We start from the raw sequence: 26,170 nt of genomic DNA, 5'->3' as shown, positions 1-26,170 counted from the left end.
CATCATGTAAACGGAAGCCAACGCGGCGGCTATGTCGAGAAAATCCCCAGCTTTTCACAAGATTGAGGACCCGAGGCTGGATCCGGTGGTTTGCCTGGCCTTCCGCCATACTCATAGCCCGAGTTCGGCCAGCATTTCGCCAATCGATCTCGCCAGTTCGAAAGACCCGCGCTCGCCCTTAAAGCTATGGCTGATCTCGACGACGGTTTTTTGGTGGCCGATCAGTCATCAGACCTCTAAAAGCCGGTCAGCTTGCGATCAATATCTGGCAATCCCAGCGGAAAGCTGGGCATTGCCTTTGTCAGATCACGTCGCGTAGCTTTCGGCCGGTCTGCTGAAGCAGCTGGAAGGCCTGATAGTGCCGATCGTGTCTTTCGCGCGCAGCACCTAATGCAGGGCAATAAACTTTTTCAATCTGCGACATAACGGTCATCGCTTTTGCGATGTCGGGGTAAAAGCCAGCAGCGACCGCTCCGAGCATGGCAGCCCCAAGGAGCACCGGCTCGGGGCTAGTTACGCTGGCAACCGCGGTCGACGTCGTATCGGCGATCATCTGCAAAACGAGGGGGCTGTTTGCCGCACCGCCACTTGCCATGATCAGGTCGACATCGATCGCCTTGTCGGCCAAAGCGTCAAGCAGTTGTCGCAACCCGTAGCCGAGCCCGGCAAGGCCAGCGACATAAAGCGCAACCAGCGATGTCTCGTCGTCATCAAGCGTTAGCCCCGCGATCAATGCGCGCGCATCTGGATCGGCAAAAGGCGCGCGGTTGCCGAGGAATTCGGGCACGACGATAATGCTCCCGGCCAGATCGGCAGCATTATCACCAGCGCGAGCGGCTGCCCGCTCCAGATAGCCAACGAGCGAAAGACCCTCGGCATTGGCGCGCGCCTTAATTTCAGCGGCTGCCGGATGCATGGTGACCAGGTGGTCGATTGCGGCTCCTGCCGCCGACTGTCCACCCTCGTTCAGCCATAGGCCGGGCACCATCGCTGAAAAATACGGACCCCAGACGCCGTCGACAAAGGTCGGTTGCTCTGTGGTCGCCATCGAGCATGCCGACGTGCCGAAGATATAGGCCAGGCGGCGGCCGATGGAGATTGCGTCGGACGCTCCGTCTTCGACCGCGCCAAGGGTCCCGATGCCGCCGGCGTGAGCATCAATGAGGGCTGCGCCAACCGGTGTGCCAACCAGCAGACCGAAATCGGCTGCCGCCTGGCTGCTAAGACCCGTGCCAAGTGCCGCGCCCGGGATGACAATATCGGTCCCAATCCGCTTCAAACCACCGGCAACCAGATCCTCAAGGCCAATGGAGCGAAAATAGTCAACGTCCCAGCGCCCCTGATGTGCCAGATAGGTCCATTTGCATGTCACCGTGCAGACCGATCGCGAAAGACTGCCGGTCGCACGCCAGGTCAAAAAGTCGGACAGGTCGAAGAAGTGGGTCGCTGCATGGTATTGCTCCGGAAGGTGCCGCTTCAGCCACAGGAGCTTCGGCGTTTGCATTTCCGGCGAGATGCGGCCGCCGACATAGTTGAGCACGCCGTGCCCGCCGGCATTGATCTCGTCGGCTTCCGCAACGGCCCTGTGGTCCATCCAGACAATGACGTTCCTGCTGGCGTTTCCAGACGTGCTGACACTGACCGGACGTGCGTCCTCCAAGACGGCAACCAGCGAGCAGGTAGCGGTACAGCCGATTCCGGCGATGGAGGCTGGATCAATGCCCGCATCCTTGACTGCCTGGCGAACGCTTCGCGATACTGCCTGCCAAATATCCTCACTGGACTGCTCGACGACGCCGCCGGCCTCATGCCAGATCGCGATCGGGTGCTTCGCCGATGACAGCAAATCACCGGTCTCGCTGAACACTCCGGTCCTCGCGCTGCCGGTGCCGACGTCTATTCCGAGAAAGTGGCGTGCCATGATTAGAGATCCGTGCTGTGTGGCAGAATGACGAGGTCGCGGATTGTCACATTACGTGGCCGCGACAACATGAATATCACGGCCTCTGCCACTTCACTCGCCTCCATGAGGCCTCCCGCAGCGATTGTCTCTTCAAGCTTTGCCTTCGGCCAGTCGCTGATCAGGGCAGTCACGACCGGCCCCGGCGCAACAGCGCCCACGCGAATGCCATGTTTCATTACCTGTCGGCGAACCGTGTGCACAAATGCCTGTACCGCGAATTTGGAGGCAGTGTAGATCGGCTCCCAGGCGACCGGAACCAGACCGGCAATCGAACTCGTCATGATGATGTCGCCGCTCTGACGCTCGACCATATGCGGCAACACGGCGTGAACCGAACGGAAGGCAGCATTGACATTGAGGTTCAGCATGCGGTCCCACGCATCGGGATCTCCCTCGACCACGTCTCCGCCGATATAGGCGCCCGCATTGGCGTGAAAGATGTCGAGCTTGCCGAACGTTTTGAGGATCTGCGGCATCATCGTCGCAACACTTTCAGTGTTGGTGAGGTCGACAACCAGCGGGAATGCCTGGGGTCCCAGTTCCGCACAGATCCGCGTCAATGAATCTGCTGCCCGGTCGATGAGGGCGACCTCGGCGCCTTCACTGATCAATGCTCTTGCGCATTCAAGGCCAATTCCCGAGGCCGCACCAGTGATTGCAGCGACCTTTCCAGCAAGTTCCTGTTTCATAGCATTCCTAACCTTTTGCCTGGGTTTTAGGCGCGCCCGTGGGACACGCGAGAACGGCGTGCGAGGGAATCAACGATGACGGCGATGGCAAGAACGGCCCCGGTGATCATGTAGCGAAGCGACGAGGATAGATCGAGCAGCGTCAGGCCGTTGGCGATCGATTGAATGACGATGATGCCGAGCAGTGCCGAATAGGCGCTGCCGCGACCACCGAAAAGGCTGGTTCCGCCAATGACGGCAGCTGCGATGGCATTAAGGTTGACATCGCCTGTTCCAGCCTGCTGGCTTGCCGATGCAAGGCGCGCGGCAGACAATACGCCGCCCAAGGCAGCCAGCACCGAGCAGAGCATGAAGGCGCTTGTATAGATCATGCGAACATTGATGCCGGCCCGGCGCGCGGCCTCGCGATTGCCACCGATCGCTGTCATCGAGCGGCCCCATTTGGTGCGGGTCAACGCATAGCTCATCGCAACGACCAGGCCGACAAATAGACCAAACATCCATGGAATGCCGCGGTCCTGGTTGAGATAAAAGACGATCGCCTCCAGCACCGCGGTAATTAAAATCGCGCGGAAAATGAGACCGCCAAGCGACTGCGAGGACAGGTTGGCCTTTCGGCGGCGCAAGACAGTCCGGTAACCGGTCACGAACAGCACGATCCCGGGAATGGCAGCAAGACCATAGGAAACCGGATCCGGCATGACGAGCAGCTGCCCGAAGTTCACGAGCGCCGAACCGTATGGCAGGTTGATCGAACCGGTCGCGCCGAGCAGGTAGAGTTGCATGCCGAGGACCGCGAGAAGGCCAGCCAGTGTCGAAACGAAACTTGGCATCCCCAGGCGGTTAAAGAGCAGCGCATAGAGTGCGCCGATGGTCCCACCGGCGACAAGTGCAGCGACGATCGCCAGCGCCACCGGCCACCCTTCATTGACCCACAGCATCCCGACCAGCGCCGAAGCAAAGCCGCTGATCGAGCCGACGGACAGGTCGATCTCACCAACCATCAGGATGCAGACGATGCCAAGCGAAATGACGCCCACAGTCGATGCATCGAAAAGCAGATTGACGAGATTGTTGGCCGAGAGGAACACCGGATTGAGCGACGCAAACACCGTCCAGATAAGAACCAGACCGACGACGACTGGCAGGGACCCGAGATCGCCTGATTTCACCCGATCTGCAAAGGCCCGGATAGCGCCGGTAGCACCTGTTTCGTGCTTGACGCGGACATCGTTTCTATCCAGCAACGGTGCTGATTGGGCATTCTGATTGGCGTTACCGCTCATGGGTTCTTTTCCTCTGTGATCGCGCGCGGCCCCTGGCGTCGGCTTGCCCTTCGCGAAACGGAGTTGTCGGCAGCCCCGGTGATGGCGCTGACCAGTTCCTGGTTGGTCGCGTCGGGATAAAATATTCCGTTGTTGCGGCCGAGACGCAGCACCACGATGCGGTCTGCCACCGCCCGGACGTCTTCCATATTGTGGCTTATCATGATTACTCCGAGACCGCGGTCGCGGACCCGTTCGATAAGGTTCAAGACCTCCGCCGTTTGCGCCACGCCGAGGGCGGCCGTCGGCTCGTCAAGCATGATGAGCTTCGGCTCCAACAACAGTGATCTCGCAATCGCCACTGTCTGACGCTGACCGCCGGAAAGCGAGGCAATCGCAATGCGGACGCTGGGGATGCGTGCCGACAGCTCGTTCAGGAGCTTCCAGGAGCGTACTTCCATCGATACTTCGTCGAGCTTCAAGGGACTGGTTTCCCGGCCGAGGAAGATGTTGGCCACCACGTCGAGATTTTCACAAAGCGCAAGGTCTTGAAAAACCGTCGCGATGCCGAGATTAAGGGCGCTACTGGGATCAGCAAGGGTGACCGTTTTTCCGGCGAACATGATCGTACCCGACGTTGGCTGATGGACGCCGGCAAGGATCTTGACGAGCGTCGACTTGCCCGCGCCGTTGTCGCCGACCAAGGCCACGACTTCGCCCGCATGGACGTCGAGATCGATATCCGTCAGGGCCGATACGGCGCCGAAATTCTTGGAGACACCACGCAGGCTGAGCACCAGCTCGCCGATTGGGGCCGCATCCTGTTGTTTGTCCGTCATCGAGGCAGGCCTTTCCGCATTGACTTATTGCGACTTGCAATGAGCCCCCCGACGACACGCGCCGGAGGGCCCTCGGGAGGAGTTCTTAGCTGCCGATGCCGAGCTTCTTGCAACCTTCGGCGTAGCGATCCCCGCACAGCTGCTCAGGCGTCTGGATCGGCTTGCCGTTGACACTCTTGTCGATAATCTCGGCCTTGAGATTGTCCGCCGTCACCAGAGCCGGCTTGAAGAGCTGGGTCGGGGTGTCGAAGAGCTTCGTGTCCGCTTTCGGTGTCTCGCCGGAAAGCAGCTGGATTGCGACGTTGGCAGCCGCGGCAGCAACGATCTCGCTCGGCTTGGAAATCGTGTTGTACTGATCGCCAGCAATGATCAGCTGCAGGCCGGCAATGGTCGCATCATTGCCCGTCACCGGCGGGACCGGGTCTACGCCGGCAGCCTTGAAGGCTGCGATGGCACCGCCACCGGTACCGTCATTGGCCGCCACGACACCAATGATCTTCTTGCCGAACCTCGTGATCTGCCCACTTGCCCACTGCTGCGCTTTCGGCGGCGCCCATTCCGGTGTGTCGTATTCGGCCAGCACCTGATAGCCTCCTTCCGCGATGCCGGCATGGATACCCTTCTTGATCAGGCCAGCGGCCGCATCGGTCGGCGAGCCGTTGATCTCGAGCAAACCACCATCCCCTGGCTTGACGTTGTTCTTCTTCAGATGTTCGACAAGTGATGCGGCAATCATCTTGGCGATCTCCTCGTTGTTGAAGGAGACATAATAGTCGGCTGCTGCGGACGGAATTGGGCGATCATAGGCGATGATCTTGACACCTTGGCTTTGGGCCATCTTGACCAGCGAGGCCGCAGCAGTCGAGTCGACGGGATCGAGAATGATTGCCTTGGCACCCTGCGAAATCGCCGAGTTGAATTGCTGCTGTTGACGTGATGCGTCCCCATTGGCGTTCTGATAGATGACCTTGCAGCCGGCGCACAGTTTTGCCATTTCGGCCTGGAAGCCTGGGAAGTCATGCTCTTCGTAACGCGTCGAGCTCTGGTCAGGCATGAGGAAAGCGACGGTTGCATCCGTCACTTTGGCCGACTGTGCAAAAACGCAGCTTGCGCTGAGAAGGCCAAGGGCCAGGATTGCAGGGCCTGCGAATTTCATTGAAAGTTGCGTCATTTCGGTTTCTCCATTGAAGAGATCGATTGTTGCGGTTACCGTCTCATGTGTGGCGAGCCTGAGTTAACGCGCACAAAGCCGTCACCGAACCCGGTCCAAGACCATCGCCGGTCGTGCTGCTGGCGCACCTGAATTTGAAGACAAGCGTTCCCCTCCGAAGGCCGCCACGGTCTCCGTTCGAAGGCGTCATCAATGTGTGTTTTCTCCTCCCTGTCCTCCCTGGTTAGGCGGCCTCCACCGCTTTTTCGTTTTCTGCCCGCAAGGCTCTGAACCTTGAGGGCGGCATCCCTTTTTGCGCAAGAAAGTGTCTGTTGAAATTCGAAAGGTTGTTGAACCCGGATGCGTAGCAGATATCGATCACTGGCATGTCCTCGCTGCTCATCAACAGCTGGCAGGCGAGATTGATGCGCAAGCGGTTCACATATTGAACCACCGAGAAGCCGGTATGTTTCCTGAACGACCTCGAGAACGCACTCGGCGTCTGACCGGCGATCGCTGCCAGGTCGGTTTCGCAAAACGGCTCCGTCAGTCGTTCGCGGATGAATGCCAATGCCTTGTTGGTGCCGATCGACATGTAACCGGACGGATCAGGCTGGTAATCGGACGTCGTCAGCGCGACACGATCGTTCACAGATGTCAGACGTTCGACGAGCTGCATGAAAAGCGCGATCCGGTGCGCACCGGTCGCATCCATCATCTCCTGCATGATAGGTCTTGCGAGTGCGGCAGTCTCAACAGAAAAGAGGACGCCGCGACGGCTGTCGGCCAACACCGAGCGAAACCCTTTGAGTTCCGGCAGGATGGCAAGCAGGCCATCGATGAATTGCTCGGAAAACTGCAAGACAAGACAGCGTTGCTCGATGCGTCTGTTATCTGGAACCTCGCTCACCCAATTGTGTGGCAGGTTCGGCCCGGTCATGACAAAGTTCCCCGGCTGGAAATCACCGATGAAATCGCCCACGAAATAGCAGCCGGAAGTTTCGGTGATGAGGTGGATTTCATACTCGGGGTGAAAGTGCCACCGCACCGTATGATAGGGATAGCCGTGCGACCACATCTTGAAGGACTCGCCCGAACGTATCTGGACGACTTCCAGATCGGGCTCGGATGCATCTTTCATGACGACGACCCTCCCAGGTCTTACGCGCTTATCAGGTCCAGGCGGGTGAAGCTCTTCCGGTTTCATCCCGCGACCCTAAAAGAAGTTTAGCCGGACATGACAGACCGCTCCACCACATTTGCTCCTGCATACCGATACTTTTTTGTCTTCCGATTCATTGTTGCTTGATGCTCGGCCCATGCATTTCCATCTAATCTGCCCCCAAGGACGTCAATGTTGGGGTTCAAGACAGCCATGGGCTTGCGGGGGAAGCGATTTGCGTCAGCGGCGCGGGCCGCAAGGGGGTTGGAGACGTTTTCAATCATCCAGGCAAAGCAAACGCTGCGGATCCGACCCACGATCGGAAAAGTCTCGAGGTCGCAAGCTAAGGTCGCGTGGATCACCTCACCGGTTGACCTCACCTGGCCATACGACCCTAAAGCCTAAGGTCGGGCCTCCTTGCTGGCGGGGGAGGCCCTGATCGTCGCGGTGCTGCCTTCGAGGAGCCGATCGACGATCATGCGGCCGATCGGGATGGCCGAGGTCGCTGCGGGCGAGGGGGCGTTGCACACATGCAGCATGCGTTCGGTTTCACTGAAGAGGAAGTCGTGCACCAAGCTTCCGTCGGCCATCACCGCCTGCGCGCGTATGCCAGCCTGTGGCTTTTGCAGGTCGTCGATCGTCAGCGAAGGGCAATATTTCCGGCATTCCTCCAGATAACGAGCCCGTGATGCGGAGTTGGCAAATTCGGACATCGCCGAACGCCAGTTCTTCCGCGCCATTTTCCAGAAGCCGGGAAACGATGCCATGCCGGCGACGTCCTTGAGTACAAAACTGCCTTTGCCGTAGCCTTCGCGCGCAAAGCCAAGTACGGCGTTCGGTCCAACTGTCATGCCGCCATCGATCGTTCGCGTCAGGTGGATGCCAAGGAACGGCAGGTCCGGGTCGGGAATCGGATAGATCAGGCGCTGCGTCACCTTCGCTTTGGAAGCCGGCAATGTGTAATATTCGCCGCGGAACGGCACGATCCGATGCTCGATCTTCACGCCGGCCATCAAGGCAATGCGGTCGGACTGGAGACCGGCGCAGGCAACCAGTCTGTGCGCTTCCACCGTTCCGGAGGCGCTTTCGATGCGCACGTTTTTTTCTCGCTCGTCAATCGTCCTGACAGCCACACCGCGCCTGATTTCACCGCCTCCTTCCTCGAATTTTCGCGCCATGGCGCGGCAGACAACCGCATAGTCGACAATGCCCGTGGAGTGAACGAGGAGGGCGCCGAGACCGGCGATATTGGGCTCGTCGGCTCGCAGCTTTGCCGTCGACAATCTGGTATGGTCGATGGCATTGTTGCGCGCTCTTTCCTCGAGCGTCTCCATCCGCTGCGTTTGCCTGTCGTCGGTCGCAACCAACAATTTCCCGCAGGTTTCAAAGGGAATGCGATTTTCGCTGCAGAAGCGCTTGGTCGCTTCCGCCCCCTCGCGGCAGAGTTTCGCCTTCAGTGAGCCCGGTGCATAATAGATGCCGGCATGGATGACGCCACTGTTGTGACCCGTCTGGTGTCTTGCAAGTTCCGTCTCTTTTTCGAGGACGACGATCCTGGCGCCAGGTATTTTTTGCTGAAGCGCCATGGCAACCGCCAAGCCGACGATGCCACCTCCAATGATGCAATAGTCATACATGCTTTTACCCAAATCCGACTGACCCGTTGCCAGGCTAGCATTGACGCGCCGCGCCGTCTTGCGATCCTTATGGCGTAAGGTGCGACGACAGCCCAAATCGCCGCCTCGGAGCTCAACTATCTACTTTTGACGCGCCGACAGTACATTGCGGATGGAGAAACTGGAATTGATGCGCAGTACACCGGGCAGGACCGAAAGGATCTCCTTGTGGATCCTTTCAAAAGCGCCGGCACTTTCGACGTCGATGCGCAAGAGGTAGTCCGAGCCGCCCGTCATCAGGAAGCACTCGCGTATTTCCGGGTATTTGCGGACGGCCGCTTCAAAGCGGTTCAGATATTCTTCTGTCTGACGCTCCAGCGTGATTTGGATGATCACGGCAATGGCTTCCTCACCAAGCACATCAATAAGCGTTGTATATCCCTTTATAATTCCAGCTTTTTCCATGAGCGCAATCCGGCGCAGGCAAGCCGAGGCGGACAGGCCGACCTCCTTGCCGAGATCGACATTGGATATACGGGAGTTCAACCGCAACTGCCGGATGATTTTGCGGTCGAGGGCATCAATCTCATACATTATCGCCTCATCTATTCGCGCCGCAGGCTGGCGTCACTCGGCACAGATCGCATCGGCCATCCATCGCATAGGATGTGCCCCCCGAATAGAAGAGAATCGCTTCGTCTGGCAACGGCATGAGAAGCCGGAAATCATTGCCTCCTCTTCGCCCTGCAGCTGTCCTTTCCAGGAAAGGTCGAACGTGGCTCTGCTGAGGGCTTGGTGCCGCTCTTGATGGCCGAACAACCCGGCCATACCGCAGCATCCGGTAGCGGCAATTTCAACCGGTGCGCCGAATGCGGCAAAGACCGACTTCCAGGCCGTCGCTCCGGCGTCGGCATTTTCGCTGCAGTGAAGGAACAGTTTGCGCGGCAGCCGTGCCGTGGCCAGTTTCGGCAGGGCGCGCCCCCGTGCGATTTCCTTGTCCAGGAACTCCTGAATCAACATCACCGGCTGGCCCGTCAGGCCGGCCTTTGGACATTCCTGCCGGATCATCATGACGAAGGCCGGATCGACGCCCACCATCGGTCGTCCGGATGCTCCAACCGTGTCGATTGCCAATCGAAGCTTCCGCGCCTGCCTGACGAAGCGGGCTCTGTCGCCAAGAACATGGGCTGCCTTGCCGCCCGGGCGCATGGCCACGAAGGCCGGGCGATAGCCGAAGCCACGAAGCCCGTCTGCGAGTGCCAATGCGGCCTTGGTGTCAAAAAGGCTCGTAAACGGATCCTGCCAGATAAAGACCGTGTTCTCATGCCATTGACGTTTGGCGATCGCCTTGGCGCCAAACGTCCGATACCCACCCTTGCCCACGTCATCAAAGGCCAGGTGGGGCAGGTCGCGCAGTCCGGCGAATTTTTCCATCAACGGGTTGACGAGCCTTGCAAATGCCGCCGCGGACTTTCGCAAACGGACGACGATGGGGGAGTATTCCTCCAGCAGCAGCGCTGCCTTGTCGGCAAGCGCACGCCGGCGCTTGAAATGGAGCCGATCGAGGAAATGCGATTTCATCTCCGGTATGTCGACCTGTACCGGACAGCTTGTGGCGCAGGCCTTGCAGCCAAGGCATCCGTCGAGCGCGGACAGGACATCGCCCTCCAGCTCTTCGGTCACGCAAGCTTGCCGATGCGCCTGATGCCAGTGCCTGAGAGCGTCGGCACGGCCCTTTGGAGAGTGGCGCAGATCCCGTGTCACCTTGAACGACGGGCACATGACGTTGCTGCGCTGGTAGCTCAGGCACTGAGCATTGCCGTTGCACTTGAAGGCAAGGCTGAGAGGATCGTTCTCCTCGGTATTGACGCTGCGAAACGGAGTTGTCTCGATGCCCAGAAGAGACCCCGGATCACCGACGAGCTTGCCGGGATTGAAACGATGTTGTGGGTCGAATGCCCGTTTGACACGGCAAAACGCATCATATGCGACAGCGCCGACGAACTCCGCCAGATAGGCGCCACGCACGCCCTTGCCGTGCTCTCCCCAGAAAATACCGCCGTGCCGGCGCGTCAATTCGAAGACGCCGTCCGAAATCGACTTCATGATTGCCCGGTCTTCCTCGCGATCGATATTGAGCGCGGGTCGGATATGCAGACAGCCGACGTCGACGTGCCCGTACATGCCATAGGTCAGGCCATTGCCGCTCAACAGCGCCGTGAAGTCCTTTACGAAGGGTGCAAGGTGTTCGACAGGCACGACGCAGTCCTCGACAAAAGCGATCGGTCGGCGAGTGCCACTGATCTTGCCGAGCAAGCCAACGCTTGCCGCCCTGACCTGCCAGAGTGCTGCCATTTCGATATCGTCAATGGCGACGTGGCTTGCGATTGCACCGGCAAGCGTCAGTGCGCTCTTTCGCAGCGCTTCGACCCGCCGCATCAGCTCTGCCTCGTCGTCTGCGACGAACTCGACGAAATTGTAGGCGATCGGCTGGCCATCACGAGCACGCAGGCTGGCAGGCAGAGCTTGCAGAATTCCGGCCTTGTCGGCAAGGGCCTGTACCCATTCGTCCATGACCTCGATTGCCAGGGGATCATGCGCGAGGAGGGCGCTTCCGGCATCCAGCGCCGCGGCGAATGTCTGAAAGCCAATGACGACCAGTCGCTTGAATTTCGGCTTGCGCAACAGGCGCAGACGCACCCGCGTGACCAGTCCGAGCGTGCCCTCCGCACCGATCGGCAGGCGCCACCATTGGAGATCGCGTTCCGGTTGTTTTGCGCGCTCAAGGTCATATCCGGTAAACCTTCGCGAAAGCGCCGGGACCCGGTCGAGCAGGGCATCACGGCCAGACGTGCAAGCCTCTTCGATCTCAGACAGCATGGCCGTCGCCCAATCAGGTGCCGGCGTCGTACTATCCAGTGTTCGGCCGCCATCAAGGACGATCTCCATTCCAAGCACGTTGTCGCCGGTCTTGCCGTAGTGCCTCGATCCTTTTCCGGATGCATCCGTGCTGACCATGCCGCCGATCGTACAGCGGCTTGCCGTCGAGGTCGTCGGCGCGAAGAACAGGCCGGTCGCCGCCAGTTGCGCGTTCAACTCGTCAAGAACGATGCCGGGCTCAACCTCCACCCATTGCTCCTCGACGTTCACGTTCAGGAGACGGTTCATGTGCTTTTGAAAATCGACGATGATGCCGGTGTTCAGGCTCTGGCCATTCGTACCCGTGCCGCCGCCGCGCGCTGTCACGGGAACGCCCCGCAGATCCTCCGCATCGAGGACGCGCATCAGCCGTCGAACGTCGTCGCCGTCACGTGGAGCAACAACGATATCCGGCATGATGGTGTAAATGCTGTTGTCCGTCGACATGGCCGCCTTCAGTGCGGCATCGGCTGCGATGTCGCCTCGAAATCCCGCGTCTGTCAGCAGGGGGCGAAGCCGTTCAAGAGCAACATGATAGGATTTTGTGTTGACAGTTTGGTGTAGCATCGCGGTCGATCCGGATAAATGTGGAAAGCCGGTATTGAACCACAATTGGAGAGTTCATATAATTAGAAACATATGAAAGTGTTTTCAGAAAATACGAACATAGGCCTCCGCCATCTTCGCGCGGCGCTCACTGTCATGGAGGAAGGATCCTTCAGCCGGGCGGCGCGGCGGCTTGGCGTCGTGCCGTCTGCCCTGACCGAGACGATCCGGATACTCGAAGTCGAGTGCCAAACAGCGCTCTTCGATCGAAAGACGCGTCCGGTAACCGCGACAGAAGCCGGCGAAGCGTTCCTCGAGGGGGCTCGCGACCTTCTCGATCGTTTCGAGCTTTCGCTGACAAACCTTAGACAAGTCGGCGGCCTCAAACGCGGCCGCGTGGCGATTGGTGCAGCGCCCTCAGCCGTCCTGACCCCGCTCTCGGAGGCGATTGCGAAGTTTCGCGCCGAGCACCCGGGAATTGACATTGTCGTCCATGATGACGTGGCCGAGCGCTTGGCCGGCATGGTGATCAACAAAACGCTCGATTTCGCCCTTGCCGGGCCAGGCTTTGAATCGGGCGAATTGGAGGGACGAAAGATCAGCGAGGATCCGTTTGGCCTCGTTTGCCATCGGGATCATCATCTTGCGCGGTCATCACGTCGGATTGTCCTGGCCGATATCAATCCACAGGATGTGATCGCGCTCGATCGACAGGCCGGCATTGCAAGGATGCTTGCCGATTGCCCTGGATTGCCATCGAGCCTCACGGTCGGTCGCATACAGACTTTCAGCACCATCGCGCAACTGACCTTGATCAGTCGCAATGCCGGTGTCGCATTGCTGCCCCTGCACGCAGCAAAAGTCATCCAAAGCGACGATATCGTCTTTCGCCCAATTGCCGATTTCAGCCTCGTGCGCTCCCTCTACCTGCTGACGCGCAGCCGCTCAACTCTTCCTCCGGCTGCGGAACGTTTCATCAGCTATCTCTCATGAAGACTTACTCACAAGCTCGCATCTATGCTCTCTCGCATCGATGTAACGATGTGGTCTGCCATCGCAGCGCCAGAAGCCACCCCGTGGATGAGGAACGATCGGATCTTGCGGCAGGTTATGCATCGCGTACGAGCATTATCCGCCACGTGGCCGCGTAACAATGTTCAACCATAAAACGCTCGCAATGGTCAGAACCGTTCCGGACCCTGGAGCCCGAAGGTCGACCTCGGGCATTTTGGTGGTGCTTTGTAGAATATAGTCGTGTCCGAGGGTTTCTTGATGCGATCCTGTATAATTAAGTATGCCCAAATAAAGCTGTTGACGGTAAAGTTCTGAAAAATATAGTTGCCGGGTGATTAACGTGGTCGCGCGAAGATATTGGGGAGCGTGGCCCATCTGGGGGCAGTAAATGGATTTTTTTACTACAGATTTTGCACATAACGGGTACAACGCTAATAATACTGCGTCGTTCCAGGGGCAACTCTCATCGAGCTATGAGGCCGCTCTGTCAGCCGAAGTGAAGGCGCTGGCGGACTACGTGGGCTTCATCTATTCAAAACAGCCTGGCGTCTCCCTTGACGCAGCAAAGGCCGTCGTCGACGCGATCTCTTCGGGCAATTTCCAACTCGCCGACCTGCAAGGCTCTGCGCAGAGCAAGACGGGTGCCGTTCTTGGCAGTGCGATCAAAGACCCCGACCCGACGGTCCTCGTCAATGGCGTATCCATTTCGATCAAGGACATGCTCGGCGGTCTCGACACCGAAACCTGGAAGGATTCTGGGAAAAACGGACAGTACCATACGCGGGAGTTCTACACCTCGACGCACGCGCCTGAAGATTACCACGCCGACTGGGCGAACCCGCCCAAGCCGAACGAGGCACCGACCGTTTCCGAAATCCATGTGACGGCGACTGAGACGCAGTCGACCTACGACGCGGGCCATGTCCTCAGCAACGGCACCGTCGAAGACCACAAGGTCGTAAATCTGCTGGAAGGCGCATCCGATCCTGACGGAGACACGCTGACGACGGGCAGCTATCATTTCTTCGACAAGGATCACATCGAAATCACCCAGCCGAGCTACATCTCGATCGTCGACGGCAATCTCGTCATCGATCAGAACCACCGTGATCTGGACGGGCTGAAGGCAGGCGACCATCTGGGACTGTCTGTCACCTACGATATCAATGACGGCAACGGTCATACGGTCTCCAATACCGCCTACATCGACATCGAGGGCACTGCCGACATTTATCAGGCCAGCGGGACGGGCCATGTCGAGCAGACTTATCTTCGGTCGGATTCGACGGCCGGTGGCGGTAACCTCAACGGCAACGTCCTGACCCCGACCTTCGCCGAACAGCAAGACGGATTCGATTTCACCATCACTTCGGCCAAACTGACCGCGACGGAAAGCGGGTTGACGGGGAATGAGAAGGTCACCGTCTCCGACGGCAACACGGTGGAATTTGTGGGTGGCGCTGTCAATCTCGACGAAACCGCCACCACGGAGAGCCGCACTTTGCTCGACGGTGCCCTGAACGACAACAAGGTTGACTACAACATCGGCTTCAACGGTCAGACTGAGCCCACCGATGGCGTGAAGGTTGCCCTCGATTACAATTACGACTACTGGCACTGGGCCTGATCATCACATCGAACAGGCGGAGGACGCCAACGCGCCCTCCGCTCCCCGAGGGCAACGTGTCATCAAGCAATGACACGGCCCCTTTCTGTATGTGGCCGATCTTCAAAAGGAGCATCGGCTCGAGCGTTGCGGGCGATGATGATCAGGAATCCGGAATTAAGGGCGATCGCCCACCAGTTGCGACGGTACTACCACGTCGCTGGCTTTTTCAGCTTGGCGGTCAACCTGCTGTATCTGGCCGGGCCGATCTACATGCTGCAGGTCTACGACCGCGTCATGTCGAGCGGCAGCGTCACCACGCTGGTCATGCTGAGCCTGATACTTCTTGTCGCCTATGTCTGCCTGGTCGGTCTGGATATGGTGCGCGGTCGCATTCTCAGCCGTGCGGGCATCCGAATGGACGCACTTCTGTCGCAGCGGCTCCTGCTAGCATCATTGGAGCGCCCGGAGTCGCGCAGCCAACCATTGCGGGATCTCGACACGATCCGGCAATTCGCGACAGGCGGCGGCGTCACCGCCCTTTTCGACCTTCCGTGGGTGCCGATTTACCTCGTCGTCCTTTTTCTCCTTCATCCCCTGCTTGGCGCGTTCGCGCTTTGCGGAGGGGTGGTGATCGGCTCGCTCGCGGTCATGAACGAGCTGGTCCTGCGCAAGTCCCTCAGCGAGGCAGGAGACGCCTCGAACCGGAACTACGCGTTCACCGACATAAGTTTGCGCAACGCCGAAGCCGTCAACGCCATGGGAATGGCGACCAACCTGATCGTCCGTTGGTCCGACGACCGCAATCTCATGCTTCATCGTCAGTTGCAGGCGAGTGATCGAGGCGGTTTCATCGGCGGCATCATCAAGTTCGTCAGGATGTCGATGCAGTCGCTGGTGCTTGGGCTGGGTGCCTTCCTCGTCATCGAGCGCATGGCGACCGCGGGCATCATGTTTGCAGGCTCCATGCTTTTGGGACGCGCGCTCCAACCGATCGAGCAGGTCGTGGCGCATTGGCGCAGCTTCGTTTCCGCCCGCGACGCGTATGCCCGCATCGACCGGCTGCTGGCCGCCGTGCCGCCCGAACGGCAGGGACTTTCGCTGCCAAGACCCAAAGGAACGTTGAGCGTCGAAAACGCGATTTTTGCCGCAGGGAGCCAGAAGCCAATCCTCAAGGGTCTGTCCTTCCGCCTCGAAGCCGGTGAGTCGCTTGGCGTTATAGGGCCCTCTGGGGCGGGAAAATCGACACTCGCCCGGCTCCTCATCGGTGTCATGCCGCCCTCGGCCGGATCGGTAAGGCTGGACGGAGCCGATATCGCGCAGTGGCCAAAATCGCAACTCGGCCGCTATCTCGGCTACATGCCGCAGGACGTAGAGCTCTTTCCTGACACAATCGCGGCAAACATCTGTCGCTTCGAGGCAGGCGATGACCATTTGATCGTCGAAGCGGCCATGATGGCGGGTGTGCACGAACTGATCCTTCGGCTTCCGCAGGGCTATGACACGCGCCTCGGTCCCGGTGGGGCTATGCTGTCGGGCGGAACACGTCAGCGCATTGGTCTTGCGCGCGCGGTGTATGGATTGCCGAACCTTGTGGTGCTCGACGAACCAAGCTCGAACCTCGATACGGCAGGCGATCAGGCGCTGAAGGAGTGCATGCTTCGCCTCAAGGAGCACGGTCGCACCGTCGTCGTTATTTCTCACAGAAGTGCGACGATCGCCGCAGTGGACAAGCTCCTGGTCGTCAAAGATGGCCTCGTCGAGGCGTTCGGAGATCGGGATGAGCTGATGCGGCGCTTCCTGGCGCCGCCGGCGTCCAGCCGCCCGAACATCAAGGTCATCCATGCCAGCCAGCACCCGCTTCCAGCAATAACAGGTGCAGAATGATAAGTACCGCTCTCACCCCCTCCGCCTCGCGGGGAGCGCCGAAGCCGAAAACGCAACGACCAGACGACGATTTTTGGCCGGCGGCCCGGGTCGGGTGGTTCATCATACTTGGCTTCTTCGGCTGCCTCGGCACGTGGGCTGCATTCGCGCCGCTGAATGCCGCAGTCATGGGCGACGGGCTGGTCAAGGTTCAGGGCAATCGAAAGAGTATCCAGCATCAAGACGGCGGCACGATCCGGCGGCTCGGTATTCGCGAGGGGAGCCATGTTCGCCAAGCGGACCTGCTGGCCGTGTTCGACGACACGCAGGCGAGAGCGCAGGTCGAGATACTGGAAAAGCAGCAGATACAGTATCTCGCCGTGGAGGCACGGCTTGTCGCGGAGGCGACGAATGCGCCATCGGTGGTCCTGCCGGCCAGCCTGTCGGGATCGCGGAACCCGACCGTGGCCGACATCCTTCAGGAGCAGGTCAACGAATTCAACGTCAGGCGCTCTGCATTGGCTGGCGAAGGCGAGGTACTGACGAAGAAGATGCTTCAGTTCCAGATGCAGCTCGACGGCGTCGAAGCGCAGAAACGCGCCGTAAACGAGCGCCTGCAAAGCTATGCTGCGGACCGCGAGATACAGGAACGTCTCGTCAAGAAGGGTATTGCGACAAGGACCCGCCTCAACGAGTTGGAGCGGGCCGAAAGCGGACTGCGCGGCGATCTGGACGCGCAACTGACCGCCGCCGCGGTGTCGCGCCAATCCATCGCCGAGGTGACGGCTCAGATTGAGAACCTTTCCAACGAGCGCAAGGGAGACATTGCAAAAGAGCTGCGGGACGTGCGCACGCGCCTCGCCGAAATCACGCCTCGTCTCGAAGCTGCACGAGCGACGCTGGAACACACGCAGATCCGCTCTCCCGCCGATGGAACGGTCGTCGACCTCAAGTTTTTCAACGAAGGCCAGGTCGTACGCCCCGGCGAGACGCTGCTCGAAATCGTTCCGGACAACTCTCCTCTCACCATCGAGGCACGCATCAGGGTGGAGGACGTGGCGGACGTGAAACCCGACATGGACACGGAAGTCCACTTCACGTCCTACAAGCAGAAGACCCTCCCCATCATCCATGGGAAGGTCGCGGGCATCTCCGCGGACCGCCTCACGGACGAACGGAGCCAGGTACCCTACTACGCGGTATCGGTAGACGTTGATCCAAAGGAGCTGTTGGCGGCTCCGAACGTCCAGCTCTATCCCGGCATGCCGGCAAGCGTGATGATCGCGACAGAAGGGCGCTCGGCACTCCAATATCTCCTCGGACCATTGCTGTCGAACCTTCATACCTCGTTCCGAGAGCGGTAGAGTGCCTAAGGCTGATAGGCGATACGGTCCTCGAATGGCCAGCAATTTCGCCAGAATATCGCCGATCGCTGCTTTTTGATCTTGCGGCAGTGTAGCCGCTGTGCGGCCCGGGCGGCCAGCCGCGATGCCGTCTTCAGCGATGGCGCCAAAAACTCTCCGGCCCACTCGCGCCAGCGCGTGAGGATCGACCAGGAGGTCAGGCGACGCGAATTATATCTGGCGCATCTTGACGTCGACGCGCAACAGCCTTCGCATGCAATCTGTCCTCGACCTCCTACGGTTTGCTGGGGTGGCCCGCGGCGCCATTCCTCGGCCTCCCGCCAGAGCTGACGACACCATGCCCTTCTCGATGAATGGTTGTTAGCTTCCAGGTTTTGGCAACATTGGTTTGTCCTCTGATATTGCGGTTCCCGGCGTCAGGTCGCTACGCTCGTACGCGTGTGCGCGGATCGCGGGAAATGCTGCCAAAGCGAAATTTATAGCGATGCCGCGCGAATTCTTGCTGTCCCCAACGAGCAATTGAGGCGCTTGCCGTGCAATCGAAAAAGACACTGCCCAACGACGTCGCGCCACAGAGAATGACTGGGATCACGAGTTAATGATATCGCGAGAACGCACCCTTCTTGCGGCCTCGCTGATGGTCCTGGCAGCGGTTCTGAACAGCCTGGACGCGGTTGTCGTGAGGTCGCTTGCCGGCGAAGTCCACCCGCTCATGATAGGCTTTTTCAGGTCGTTTTTCGGACTACTGGTCATTCTTCCCTGGATGGTTTCCCGCGTCACCCTCAGGGCTTCGCCCTATCGGTTTTGGCATGTCGTGCGTGCCAGTCTGAAGCTCGCGTCGCTCATCAGCCTCTTCATTGCTTTCGCACACGCCCCGCTCGCAGACGCGACTGCGATCAACTTCACGATGCCGGTATTCCTCGTGTTGGGCGCGTGGCTGTTTCTCAAAGAGAGGGTAGGTCTTGCCACCATCACCAGCATCGTCGCAGGATTCATCGGCATCGTCCTGATCATCAAGCCTGGCTCGGCAAGCTTCGACCCCTGGCTTCTGTTCGCGCTTGCGGGCGCAATCCTTACCGCGGCGAGCCAGTTGATCCTGAGACGAATGGCACTCAGCGATTCGACGGATCAGCTGGTTGCATGGAATCTTCTCGTCACGGTTCCTCTCGCCTTTCTGGCAATGTTGCCGGTCTTGGCCGTGCCGACCATGCCCCTGATCGGTCTGTTGGCCCTTCAGGGAGCAATTGGGGCCGTGAACATGTCGATCATCACGAGAGCGTTCGGTCGTGCGAGCGCCTCGTTCCTGGCGCCGTTCGATTTCTTGAGGCTGCCCATCGTGGCAGCGCTGGCCTTTGTTTTCTTTGGAGAACAGGCCACGGTGGCGACCTGGACGGGTGGCGCGGTGATCTTCGGAGCGACCCTTGTCGCGACAGGAGGAGCGCGCTTCCTTCGCCGATAAACCCCAGTTGGACTCTCGGTTTGTTAAAAAAATGGTTCACAAAAATTTCAGACGCACTAATATTTCACTTGCTCGGGGCCGAATGGCTGGCCGGGTTTGGTGTTAACGGCTTCTTCTGGGTGGGTGGAGACGCCGACGTCGACGTCCAAAACGCGCCCCCGGGAGGAGTTGCATTTGAAAACGTTCCTAGGCAAACGAGCGATCGCGAGCGCAGTCTCGCTGCTCGGTCTGGTCATCCTCGTGTTTTTTCTTTCGCGGCTGACCGGAGATCCTACAAATCTCTACTTGCCGCTCGATGCGTCGGCCGAAGTGCGGAATGAGTTCCGGGAACTTCACGGTTTCAACGATCCTTTGATCATCCAATTTGGTCGATATGCCTCCGACCTTCTCCATTTGAACTTTGGCGGTTCCCTGCGACAGGCGAGGCCGGCCATGGACGTGGTTCTCGACGCCTTCGGCTGGACGCTCTGGCTCGCGTTCATCACGATGACGATCGTGACATTGGCCGCCATCGTTATCGGATCGCTTGCCGCGTTCCGCATCGGCGGCCTGTTCGATCGGATGGCCACGTTCTTCTCGCTGGTGGGAGCATCGGCGCCGGACTTCTGGCTGGCGATCGTCGCGATCGTCATATTCGCGGTCAACCTGCATTGGCTTCCGACGTCCGGCACCGGTTCGGCGGCCCACTGGATCCTACCGGTCAGTGTCCTGTTCGTGCGGCCCTTCGGCCTGATCCTGCAGGTCGTGCGCGGATCGATGATCAACGTGCTTTCATCCGCCTATGTGAAAACGGCGCGCGCGAAGGGTGTCCGATCCAAAAAGATCATCTTCGTTCACGGATTGCGCAACGCGATGCTGCCCGTGATTACCGTGATAGGGGACCAGGCGGCGTCGATCCTGAACGGGGCGGTTGTGGTCGAAACGGTGTTCGGGTTTCCCGGCATCGGAAAGTTGATGATCGACTCGATTCTTCTTCGCGACTTTAGCGTCGTTCTCGCAGCCATCATGGTTTCCGCGTTGGCAATCTTCTTCATGAACCTGCTGATCGACCTAGCCTACGCGCTCCTCGATCCGCGAATTCGGTATTGAGCGATGACCATGACAGACACACAAGTACTCAGCGAGCCGAAGCAACGTGGCGCCGGCGTGTTTTCAAAATGGCTCGCCATGCTGTGGGCCGACAAATTCGCTTTCTTCGCGACCGTATTTCTCGTGCTGGTCATTCTTTGCGCGATCTTCGGGCCGTATGCACTTGCAGATGTTGCAAACAAGATGAACCTGCGCGGGCGCAACGCGCCTCCCTTCGAACTCAGCCGCGGGTTAATCTACATCCTAGGGGCAGACGCTCTGGGACGGCCGCTACTTGCAAGAGTGATCGTCGCCGCCCAGAACACGGTGGCGGTCGCCGCCGCGGCCGTTCTCGCTTCCGCCGTCATCGGCAGCACGCTAGGCCTTGTCGCGGGCTACAGCCGCAACAGCGCCGCACAATGGATCATGCGATTAGGTGACGTGATCATGTCGTTCCCCTCGTTGCTACTGGCGGTCATCGTCCTCTACATGCTCGAGCCTTCGGTCGCCAACATCGTACTCGTCCTCGCGATTACGCGCATACCGGTCTATCTCCGTACGTCGCGGGCCGAAGCCTTGGAGATCCGGGAGCGCATGTTCGTGCAGGCGGCGAAGGTGATGGGAGCGTCGAACATGCGCATCGTGTTCCGTCATGTCCTTCCCGTAATGTTGCCGACCCTCATAACGATCGCGACGCTGGATTTCGCCTTCATCATGCTGGCGGAGTCGTCGCTGTCGTTCCTGGGAATAGGGATACAGGCGCCGGAAATCACCTGGGGGCTGATGGTCAGCCAAGGGCGTCCGTATCTGACCAATGCATGGTGGCTGTCCTTCTGGCCAGGACTAGCGATCATCCTCACGACGCTCTCGCTCAATCTGGTTTCCAACTGGTTCCGCATCGCGCTCGATCCGACGCAGCGCTGGCGGTTTGAAATGAAGGGGCGCACCAATGGCTGATCATCTTCTTGAAGTGAAGGACCTTTCGATCGAGTTCCATACGGCGACGGGGACCGTCAAGGCGGTGCAGAACGTAAGCTGGCATCTCGATCGTGGAGAAACGCTGGCGATCCTTGGCGAGAGCGGCTCAGGCAAATCCGTCTCCGCGTCAGCAATCATGAACCTGATCGACATGCCGCCCGGAAAGATCACCTCAGGGGTCATCCTTCTGGAAGGGCAGGACATGCTGACGATGCGTCAGGAACAGCGCCGGCAGATCAACGGCTCGAAGATTGCGATGATCTTCCAGGATCCTCTGGCCCATCTCAACCCCGTCTATCAGATCGGCTGGCAGATCGCTGAAATGATGACGACCCATGGCGAGACCGAACAGCGGGCGAAGCGACGAAGTCGCGATCTTCTCGAACGGGTGGGAATACGCGATCCGGACCGCGCCATGAAGAAATATCCATTTCAGTTTTCGGGCGGACAGCGTCAGAGGCTGATGATCGCTATGGCGCTTGCATGTAAACCCGACATCCTCATTGCGGACGAGCCCACGACAGCACTCGACGTCACGATCCAGGCTCAGGTCCTGGCGCTCTTGAACGAGTTGCAGCAGGAGACCGGCATGGGTATGCTCTTGATCACTCACGACCTGGGCGTCGTCGCCGAGATCGCCGACCGCGTGGTGGTCATGAACGCAGGCGAGATCGTTGAGACGGGGCGGACGGGCGAGATATATCGCAATCCTCAGCATCCCTACACGAAAAAGCTGATCGCCGCAGCACCCGGCAAGGGCGAAATGCCAGGCGAGTTGGAACGTCGTGGCGAACCGCTTTTCCGCGCAACCGGACTTAGCAAGAGCTACGGCACCTTTGAGGCGCTGAAGGACGTCGAGCTGACGATCATGCCTGGAGAGACGGTCGCGGTGGTCGGCGAAAGCGGCTCTGGCAAGTCGACCCTCGCGCGCGCAGTTCTTCGCCTTGACGATCCCGACGAAGGAGAACTGCTCTATCGCGGCAAAGATCTTCTCAAAATGTCTGCCGGAGAACTTTTCAAGCTGCGGCGAGACCTGCAGATGGTCTTTCAGGATCCGACCCAGTCGCTCAACCCCCGGATGACCGTCTATCAGCTGATTTCCGAGGCGTGGGCGATCCATCCGTCGATACTGCCGAAACCCCGATGGAAGGAACGGGTAGCCGAGCTTTTGTCGAAAGTCGGCCTCAGGGCCGAGATGGCTTCTCGCTATCCGCATCAATTTTCGGGTGGCCAGCGGCAGCGCATCGCGATTGCGAGAGCGCTGGCGATGGAGCCGAAGCTCATCGTCTGCGACGAGGCCGTTTCCGCCCTGGACGTGTCGATCCAGGCGCAGGTGATCGAACTATTGGCCTCCTTGCGCCGGGAGCTCGGCCTCTCCTACCTCTTCATCGCCCATGACCTGCCTGTGGTGCGCGACTTCGCCGATCGCGTGATAGTCATGAAGTCCGGCAGGATCGTGGAAGAGGGGCCTGTCAGGAAGATCTTCGAGACCCCTTGCGATCCTTACACCCGGTCGCTTCTTGCAGCGAGCCTGGATCCCGATCCGGAGGTGCAAGCGGCAAAGCGTGCGACCCGATACCATGAAACAGGACTTGCTCTCACATGAAACCAAACGTTCTCGTTGCATATCCCCTCCGCCCGCAGCAGATGGCGACGCTGGAGGAACTGTACACCGTGCATCGCCTTGATCTGGTAGACGGAGAGGCGCGCGAGGCCATGCTCGCCGACGCAGGCTCCAAGTGCACGGCAATGGTCATCAACGGACATGTCGCCGTCGACGCTGATCTCCTGGCAAAGCTTCCCGCCCTGAAGCTCGCGGCCTGTTCGTCTGCTGGCTACGACAAGATGGACGTCGCGGAAATGACGCGTCGGGGCGTCAAGCTGACCAACACGTCCGACGTTCTCCTTGACGACGTCGCCGACATGGCATTGCTCCTGATGCTGGCGGCCCGCCGCAAGCTCGTGGATGGAGATCGTTACGTCCGATCGGGAGATTGGGGTCGGAAAGGAATGATGCCCCTGACGACGTCAACGGCTGGCAAGAAGGCGGGCATCGTAGGGCTTGGTCAGATCGGGCAGGCGATCGCCAAGCGGTTTGCAGCTGTCGGTCTGACCATCGGGTACTACGGGCGAACGGAAAAGTTGGGCGTCGACTTCGCGTACTTCCAGGATCTCATCGAGCTCGCCCGCTGGGCGGACGTGCTCGTCGTTTCCACGCCGGGCGGCCCTAAGACCGAAGGTTTGATTTCGGCTGAGGTCCTGGACGCCCTCGGACCGACGGGGAGCTTCGTCAACATTGCTCGCGGAAGCGTCGTGGATGAGCCGGCGTTGATCAGTGCGCTGCGCGAACGGCGCATTGCGTCTGCCGGTCTCGACGTCTATCTCCACGAGCCCCAGCCCGATGTGGCGTTCGCCAATCTGGACAACGTCGTTTTATATCCGCACCACGCAAGCGGCACCCATGAGACCCGCGAACGGATGGCGCAGCTTACTCTGGACAACCTCGCGGCCTATTTCGCGGGGAAACCGCTACTGACGCCGGTGAACTGATGCCGGTTAGACGAAATAGTCGGGGAAGGCCTGGCGCAGCTCCTCTACGCGGGAGACGGTGCGGCTCAGGTGGTCACGGATTGCTTCCACCGCACCATTTTCGTCCCGGGCCGCGATCGCTTCGATGATGGCGCGATGGCCCGCGAGAATGCTGAGGATCTTCCCGTTCTCGGGCAGATGAAGGCGACGAATGCGTTCGAGATGGCCGGAGCGCTCGCGCACCAGTTGGTGCAGCCCGGTCCGCTTGATGCCTGCGAAGAGGGTCTGATGGAAAAGTTCGTCCAGCTCCTGGAAGATCGCAAGCTGATCAGGGTCTTCGGCGATTGCTTCCTGCATCTTTATGATCGAGCGTGCTCGAGTGATCGTTCCCGCATCTGGATCGGCGGCAAGTCTGCGACATACTTCCGTCTCAAGTGCCACCCGCAGAAAATGAGCCTCGTGCACCTGCGGGATGTCGATACGCGTCACGACGGTGCGCGATTGCGGGTAGATCCTGACCAGTCCTTCCTGCTTGAGTAGCTGCATGGCCTCGCGGATTGGCGTCTGACTCACCTCGTAGGTTTCGGTGAGATCGGCGCGCGACAGCATCGTGTCGGGCGGGAGCTGAATCGTAATGATTCGCTTCCGAAGGTCGTCGTAGATTCGTTGCACCGTGCTTCCCGTCATCGCGGGGAATCCAGGCGCCGAAAGGCCGAGGGCCGCTACCGGCGAACTCATGTCGATCTCCTTAACCAATGCTTTCAGAACTTTATCAGCACCAAACTGCTGCACAAGAATGCCACTGAAAAAAGCCGAAACTGCGATTGAAATAAATGACAAACTGAAATATTAGTGTAAATCAGCTAGCGGCACCTCGAAGGAGAGCGGATCGGGAAATGAAGGACTTGGTGCAGGCCTTTCAGGGCCGCTTAACGGCGACTATTCATATGGAGGACGGCGACCTTTGCGTCGCCAAGGCACTGCTGCCCATCCTTGAGCAGAAAGCCGGCACGGCCCCGGTGAATGGGCTCCCCACTGCCGTGGAGGTCGTGGATCCAATGGTTCACGGCGGATCTTACCCGGCTTCAACCAAATTCGGCGCCACCAGCGTCGCAACCTTGTCGACACGACGCTTCCATCCGGTCTCCTACCAGAATTTCCCCACCGAACTCCTCCCACCAGACCTGTGCAACTGATCAGGAGAGCGCCATGATCGCCCCCATTGAACTTCGTGAACTCATCCGCAGCGGGCTTCTATCGTTTCCGGTGACCCCGTTCGACGCCGAGGACCGCTTTGCCGCGCGACCATTCGCCGAACACCTGGAATGGCTGTCGTCCTATCCCGTAGCGGGTCTGATCGTCGCCGGTGGCACGGGGGAATTGTTTTCGCTAGCGCCAACCGAGGTGGCGCAGATCGTCAGGACCGCCCGGAGCGTGGTGGGGACCGAACCCGTCATCGCAGGATGCGGCTACGGAACACGCATGGCATGCGACATGGCTCGCGAAATCGAAGCCGCCGGAGGCGATGGAATTCTACTTCTGCCTCACTACCTGACGGAGGCTCCCGCCGAAGGGATCGCAGCTCGAATTCGGGCTGTCTGCAACTCCACGAAGATGGGCGTCATCGTCTACAACAGGGGGCAGGCGCGCGTCTGCGCCGATCAGCTCGCACGACTGGCCGAAGAATGCCCGAACCTAATAGGGTTCAAGGACGGTACAGGCGACATCGATACCGTCCGCCGGGTGACGATCGCTCTTGGCGACCGGCTGTCATACATCGGCGGCATGCCGACCCACGAGCTCTTCGCCCAGGCCTATCGCGGCGCAGGCATGCCGACCTATTCCTCGGCCGTCTTCAATTTTGTGCCGGAAACCGCCCTGGCGTTTCACGCGGCTTTCCTTGCTGGAGACGACGAGACCTGCGAGCGGATGCTGCGCGAGTTCTATTACCCCTTCGCCAAGATTCGCGACCGAAAGAGCGGGTACGCGGTCTCGGCAATCAAGGCGGGAGTTCGGCTTCGAGGCTTCGACGCCGGACCAGTACGCGCCCCCCTGACCGATCTCACCGAGGAGGAAGTCGACATGATGCGTTCGCTGATCGAGTCCGTCAGATGACAGCAGGTGGCAGAGCATCGGG

Annotated in this window: 20 protein-coding genes and 2 pseudogenes; 11 read left to right on the top strand and 11 right to left on the bottom strand. The window is 59.5% G+C overall.

Going from position 1 to position 26,170, the window contains the following annotated elements; translation table 11 throughout:
- Positions 1 to 301: 301 nt before the first annotated feature.
- The 9 genes from ATY80_RS00430 to ATY80_RS00385 all read right to left on the bottom strand — a co-directional run bounded on the left by ATY80_RS00430 (position 302) and on the right by ATY80_RS00385 (position 12,170).
- Positions 302 to 1,921, bottom strand: a complete 1,620-nt coding sequence (locus tag ATY80_RS00430; protein WP_088690552.1) for an FGGY-family carbohydrate kinase — start codon at positions 1,919 to 1,921, stop codon at positions 302 to 304.
- A gap of 2 nt (positions 1,922 to 1,923) precedes the next feature.
- On the bottom strand, positions 1,924 to 2,652 hold the full coding sequence (locus ATY80_RS00425) for an SDR family oxidoreductase (protein WP_088690551.1): 729 nt from the start codon (positions 2,650 to 2,652) through the stop codon (positions 1,924 to 1,926).
- 26 nt (positions 2,653 to 2,678) lie between these two features.
- Complete coding sequence (locus ATY80_RS00420) at positions 2,679 to 3,938, bottom strand: ABC transporter permease (protein WP_088690550.1); 1,260 nt, start codon at positions 3,936 to 3,938, stop codon at positions 2,679 to 2,681.
- Positions 3,935 to 4,756 carry an ATP-binding cassette domain-containing protein gene (locus ATY80_RS00415; RefSeq protein ID WP_088690549.1) on the bottom strand — a complete coding sequence of 274 codons (822 nt, stop codon included), beginning with the start codon at positions 4,754 to 4,756 and terminating at the stop codon, positions 3,935 to 3,937. Before ATY80_RS00415 ends, ATY80_RS00420 begins: the two co-directional genes overlap by 4 nt.
- Before the next feature lie 85 nt (positions 4,757 to 4,841).
- A complete protein-coding gene (locus ATY80_RS00410) occupies positions 4,842 to 5,927 on the bottom strand; it encodes a sugar ABC transporter substrate-binding protein (protein ID WP_088690548.1) in 1,086 nt (361 codons plus the stop codon).
- A gap of 223 nt (positions 5,928 to 6,150) precedes the next feature.
- Complete coding sequence (locus ATY80_RS00405; RefSeq protein ID WP_088690547.1) at positions 6,151 to 7,047, bottom strand: helix-turn-helix domain-containing protein; 897 nt, start codon at positions 7,045 to 7,047, stop codon at positions 6,151 to 6,153.
- A 422-nt stretch (positions 7,048 to 7,469) separates the two neighbouring features.
- On the bottom strand, positions 7,470 to 8,705 hold the full coding sequence (gene lhgO / locus ATY80_RS00395; protein ID WP_088690545.1) for an L-2-hydroxyglutarate oxidase: 1,236 nt from the start codon (positions 8,703 to 8,705) through the stop codon (positions 7,470 to 7,472).
- 120 nt (positions 8,706 to 8,825) lie between these two features.
- Positions 8,826 to 9,278: an Lrp/AsnC family transcriptional regulator gene (locus ATY80_RS00390; RefSeq protein WP_088690544.1), complete on the bottom strand. Its 453-nt coding sequence runs from the start codon at positions 9,276 to 9,278 to the stop codon at positions 8,826 to 8,828.
- Positions 9,279 to 9,311: 33 nt separating this feature from the next.
- Entirely contained in the window at positions 9,312 to 12,170 is a 2,859-nt protein-coding gene (locus ATY80_RS00385; RefSeq protein WP_088691431.1) for an FAD-binding and (Fe-S)-binding domain-containing protein, read from the bottom strand.
- 72 nt (positions 12,171 to 12,242) lie between these two features.
- Between ATY80_RS00385 and ATY80_RS00380 the strand changes: the two genes are divergently transcribed.
- From ATY80_RS00380 to ATY80_RS00365, 4 genes are all read left to right on the top strand, one after another.
- Positions 12,243 to 13,142 (top strand): LysR family transcriptional regulator, encoded by a 900-nt coding sequence (locus ATY80_RS00380; protein ID WP_088690543.1) that lies wholly within the window; start codon positions 12,243 to 12,245, stop codon positions 13,140 to 13,142.
- A 409-nt stretch (positions 13,143 to 13,551) separates the two neighbouring features.
- Entirely contained in the window at positions 13,552 to 14,790 is a 1,239-nt protein-coding gene (locus tag ATY80_RS00375; RefSeq protein WP_141105528.1) for a hypothetical protein, read from the top strand.
- Positions 14,791 to 14,925: 135 nt separating this feature from the next.
- Entirely contained in the window at positions 14,926 to 16,656 is a 1,731-nt protein-coding gene (locus ATY80_RS00370) for a type I secretion system permease/ATPase (protein ID WP_088690541.1), read from the top strand.
- The gene (locus ATY80_RS00365) at positions 16,653 to 17,999 is read left to right on the top strand and encodes an HlyD family type I secretion periplasmic adaptor subunit (RefSeq protein WP_088690540.1); all 1,347 of its coding nucleotides are present in this window, start codon (positions 16,653 to 16,655) and stop codon (positions 17,997 to 17,999) included. The genes ATY80_RS00370 and ATY80_RS00365 overlap by 4 nt, the downstream gene beginning before the upstream one ends.
- A gap of 39 nt (positions 18,000 to 18,038) precedes the next feature.
- On the opposite strand, the pseudogene ATY80_RS29270 reads toward ATY80_RS00365, so the two are convergent.
- Positions 18,039 to 18,222 (bottom strand): annotated as a pseudogene (locus ATY80_RS29270) (integrase); the annotation flags it as partial.
- Positions 18,223 to 18,597: 375 nt separating this feature from the next.
- Between ATY80_RS29270 and ATY80_RS00360 the strand changes: the two are divergent.
- The 5 genes from ATY80_RS00360 (at position 18,598) to ATY80_RS00340 (ending at position 24,054) form a co-directional block, all read left to right on the top strand.
- The gene (locus tag ATY80_RS00360) at positions 18,598 to 19,458 is read left to right on the top strand and encodes a DMT family transporter (RefSeq protein WP_088690539.1); all 861 of its coding nucleotides are present in this window, start codon (positions 18,598 to 18,600) and stop codon (positions 19,456 to 19,458) included.
- Between the two features lie 174 nt (positions 19,459 to 19,632).
- Positions 19,633 to 20,547: an ABC transporter permease gene (locus tag ATY80_RS00355; RefSeq protein ID WP_088690538.1), complete on the top strand. Its 915-nt coding sequence runs from the start codon at positions 19,633 to 19,635 to the stop codon at positions 20,545 to 20,547.
- A 3-nt stretch (positions 20,548 to 20,550) separates the two neighbouring features.
- The gene (locus tag ATY80_RS00350; RefSeq protein WP_189637056.1) at positions 20,551 to 21,483 is read left to right on the top strand and encodes an ABC transporter permease; all 933 of its coding nucleotides are present in this window, start codon (positions 20,551 to 20,553) and stop codon (positions 21,481 to 21,483) included.
- A complete protein-coding gene (locus ATY80_RS00345) occupies positions 21,476 to 23,110 on the top strand; it encodes an ABC transporter ATP-binding protein (RefSeq protein WP_088690536.1) in 1,635 nt (544 codons plus the stop codon). Before ATY80_RS00350 ends, ATY80_RS00345 begins: the two co-directional genes overlap by 8 nt.
- The gene (locus tag ATY80_RS00340; RefSeq protein WP_088690535.1) at positions 23,107 to 24,054 is read left to right on the top strand and encodes a 2-hydroxyacid dehydrogenase; all 948 of its coding nucleotides are present in this window, start codon (positions 23,107 to 23,109) and stop codon (positions 24,052 to 24,054) included. Before ATY80_RS00345 ends, ATY80_RS00340 begins: the two co-directional genes overlap by 4 nt.
- A gap of 6 nt (positions 24,055 to 24,060) precedes the next feature.
- On the opposite strand, the gene ATY80_RS00335 is transcribed toward ATY80_RS00340, so the two are convergent.
- Positions 24,061 to 24,771: a GntR family transcriptional regulator gene (locus ATY80_RS00335; protein ID WP_088690534.1), complete on the bottom strand. Its 711-nt coding sequence runs from the start codon at positions 24,769 to 24,771 to the stop codon at positions 24,061 to 24,063.
- A 155-nt stretch (positions 24,772 to 24,926) separates the two neighbouring features.
- Between ATY80_RS00335 and ATY80_RS00330 the strand changes: the two are divergent.
- Together ATY80_RS00330 and ATY80_RS00325 are read left to right on the top strand one after the other, a co-directional pair.
- Positions 24,927 to 25,229 (top strand): annotated as a pseudogene (locus tag ATY80_RS00330) (aldehyde dehydrogenase (NADP(+))); the annotation flags it as partial.
- Between the two features lie 13 nt (positions 25,230 to 25,242).
- A complete protein-coding gene (locus tag ATY80_RS00325) occupies positions 25,243 to 26,148 on the top strand; it encodes a 5-dehydro-4-deoxyglucarate dehydratase (protein WP_088690533.1) in 906 nt (301 codons plus the stop codon).
- Positions 26,149 to 26,170: the final 22 nt, after the last annotated feature.

The sequence above is a fragment of the Rhizobium sp. R711 genome (assembly GCF_002211365.1).
GTDB lineage: Bacteria > Pseudomonadota > Alphaproteobacteria > Rhizobiales > Rhizobiaceae > Rhizobium.
The sequence above is the reverse complement of the archived record's forward strand: the minus strand, read 5'-3'. Positions and strand labels throughout refer to the sequence as shown.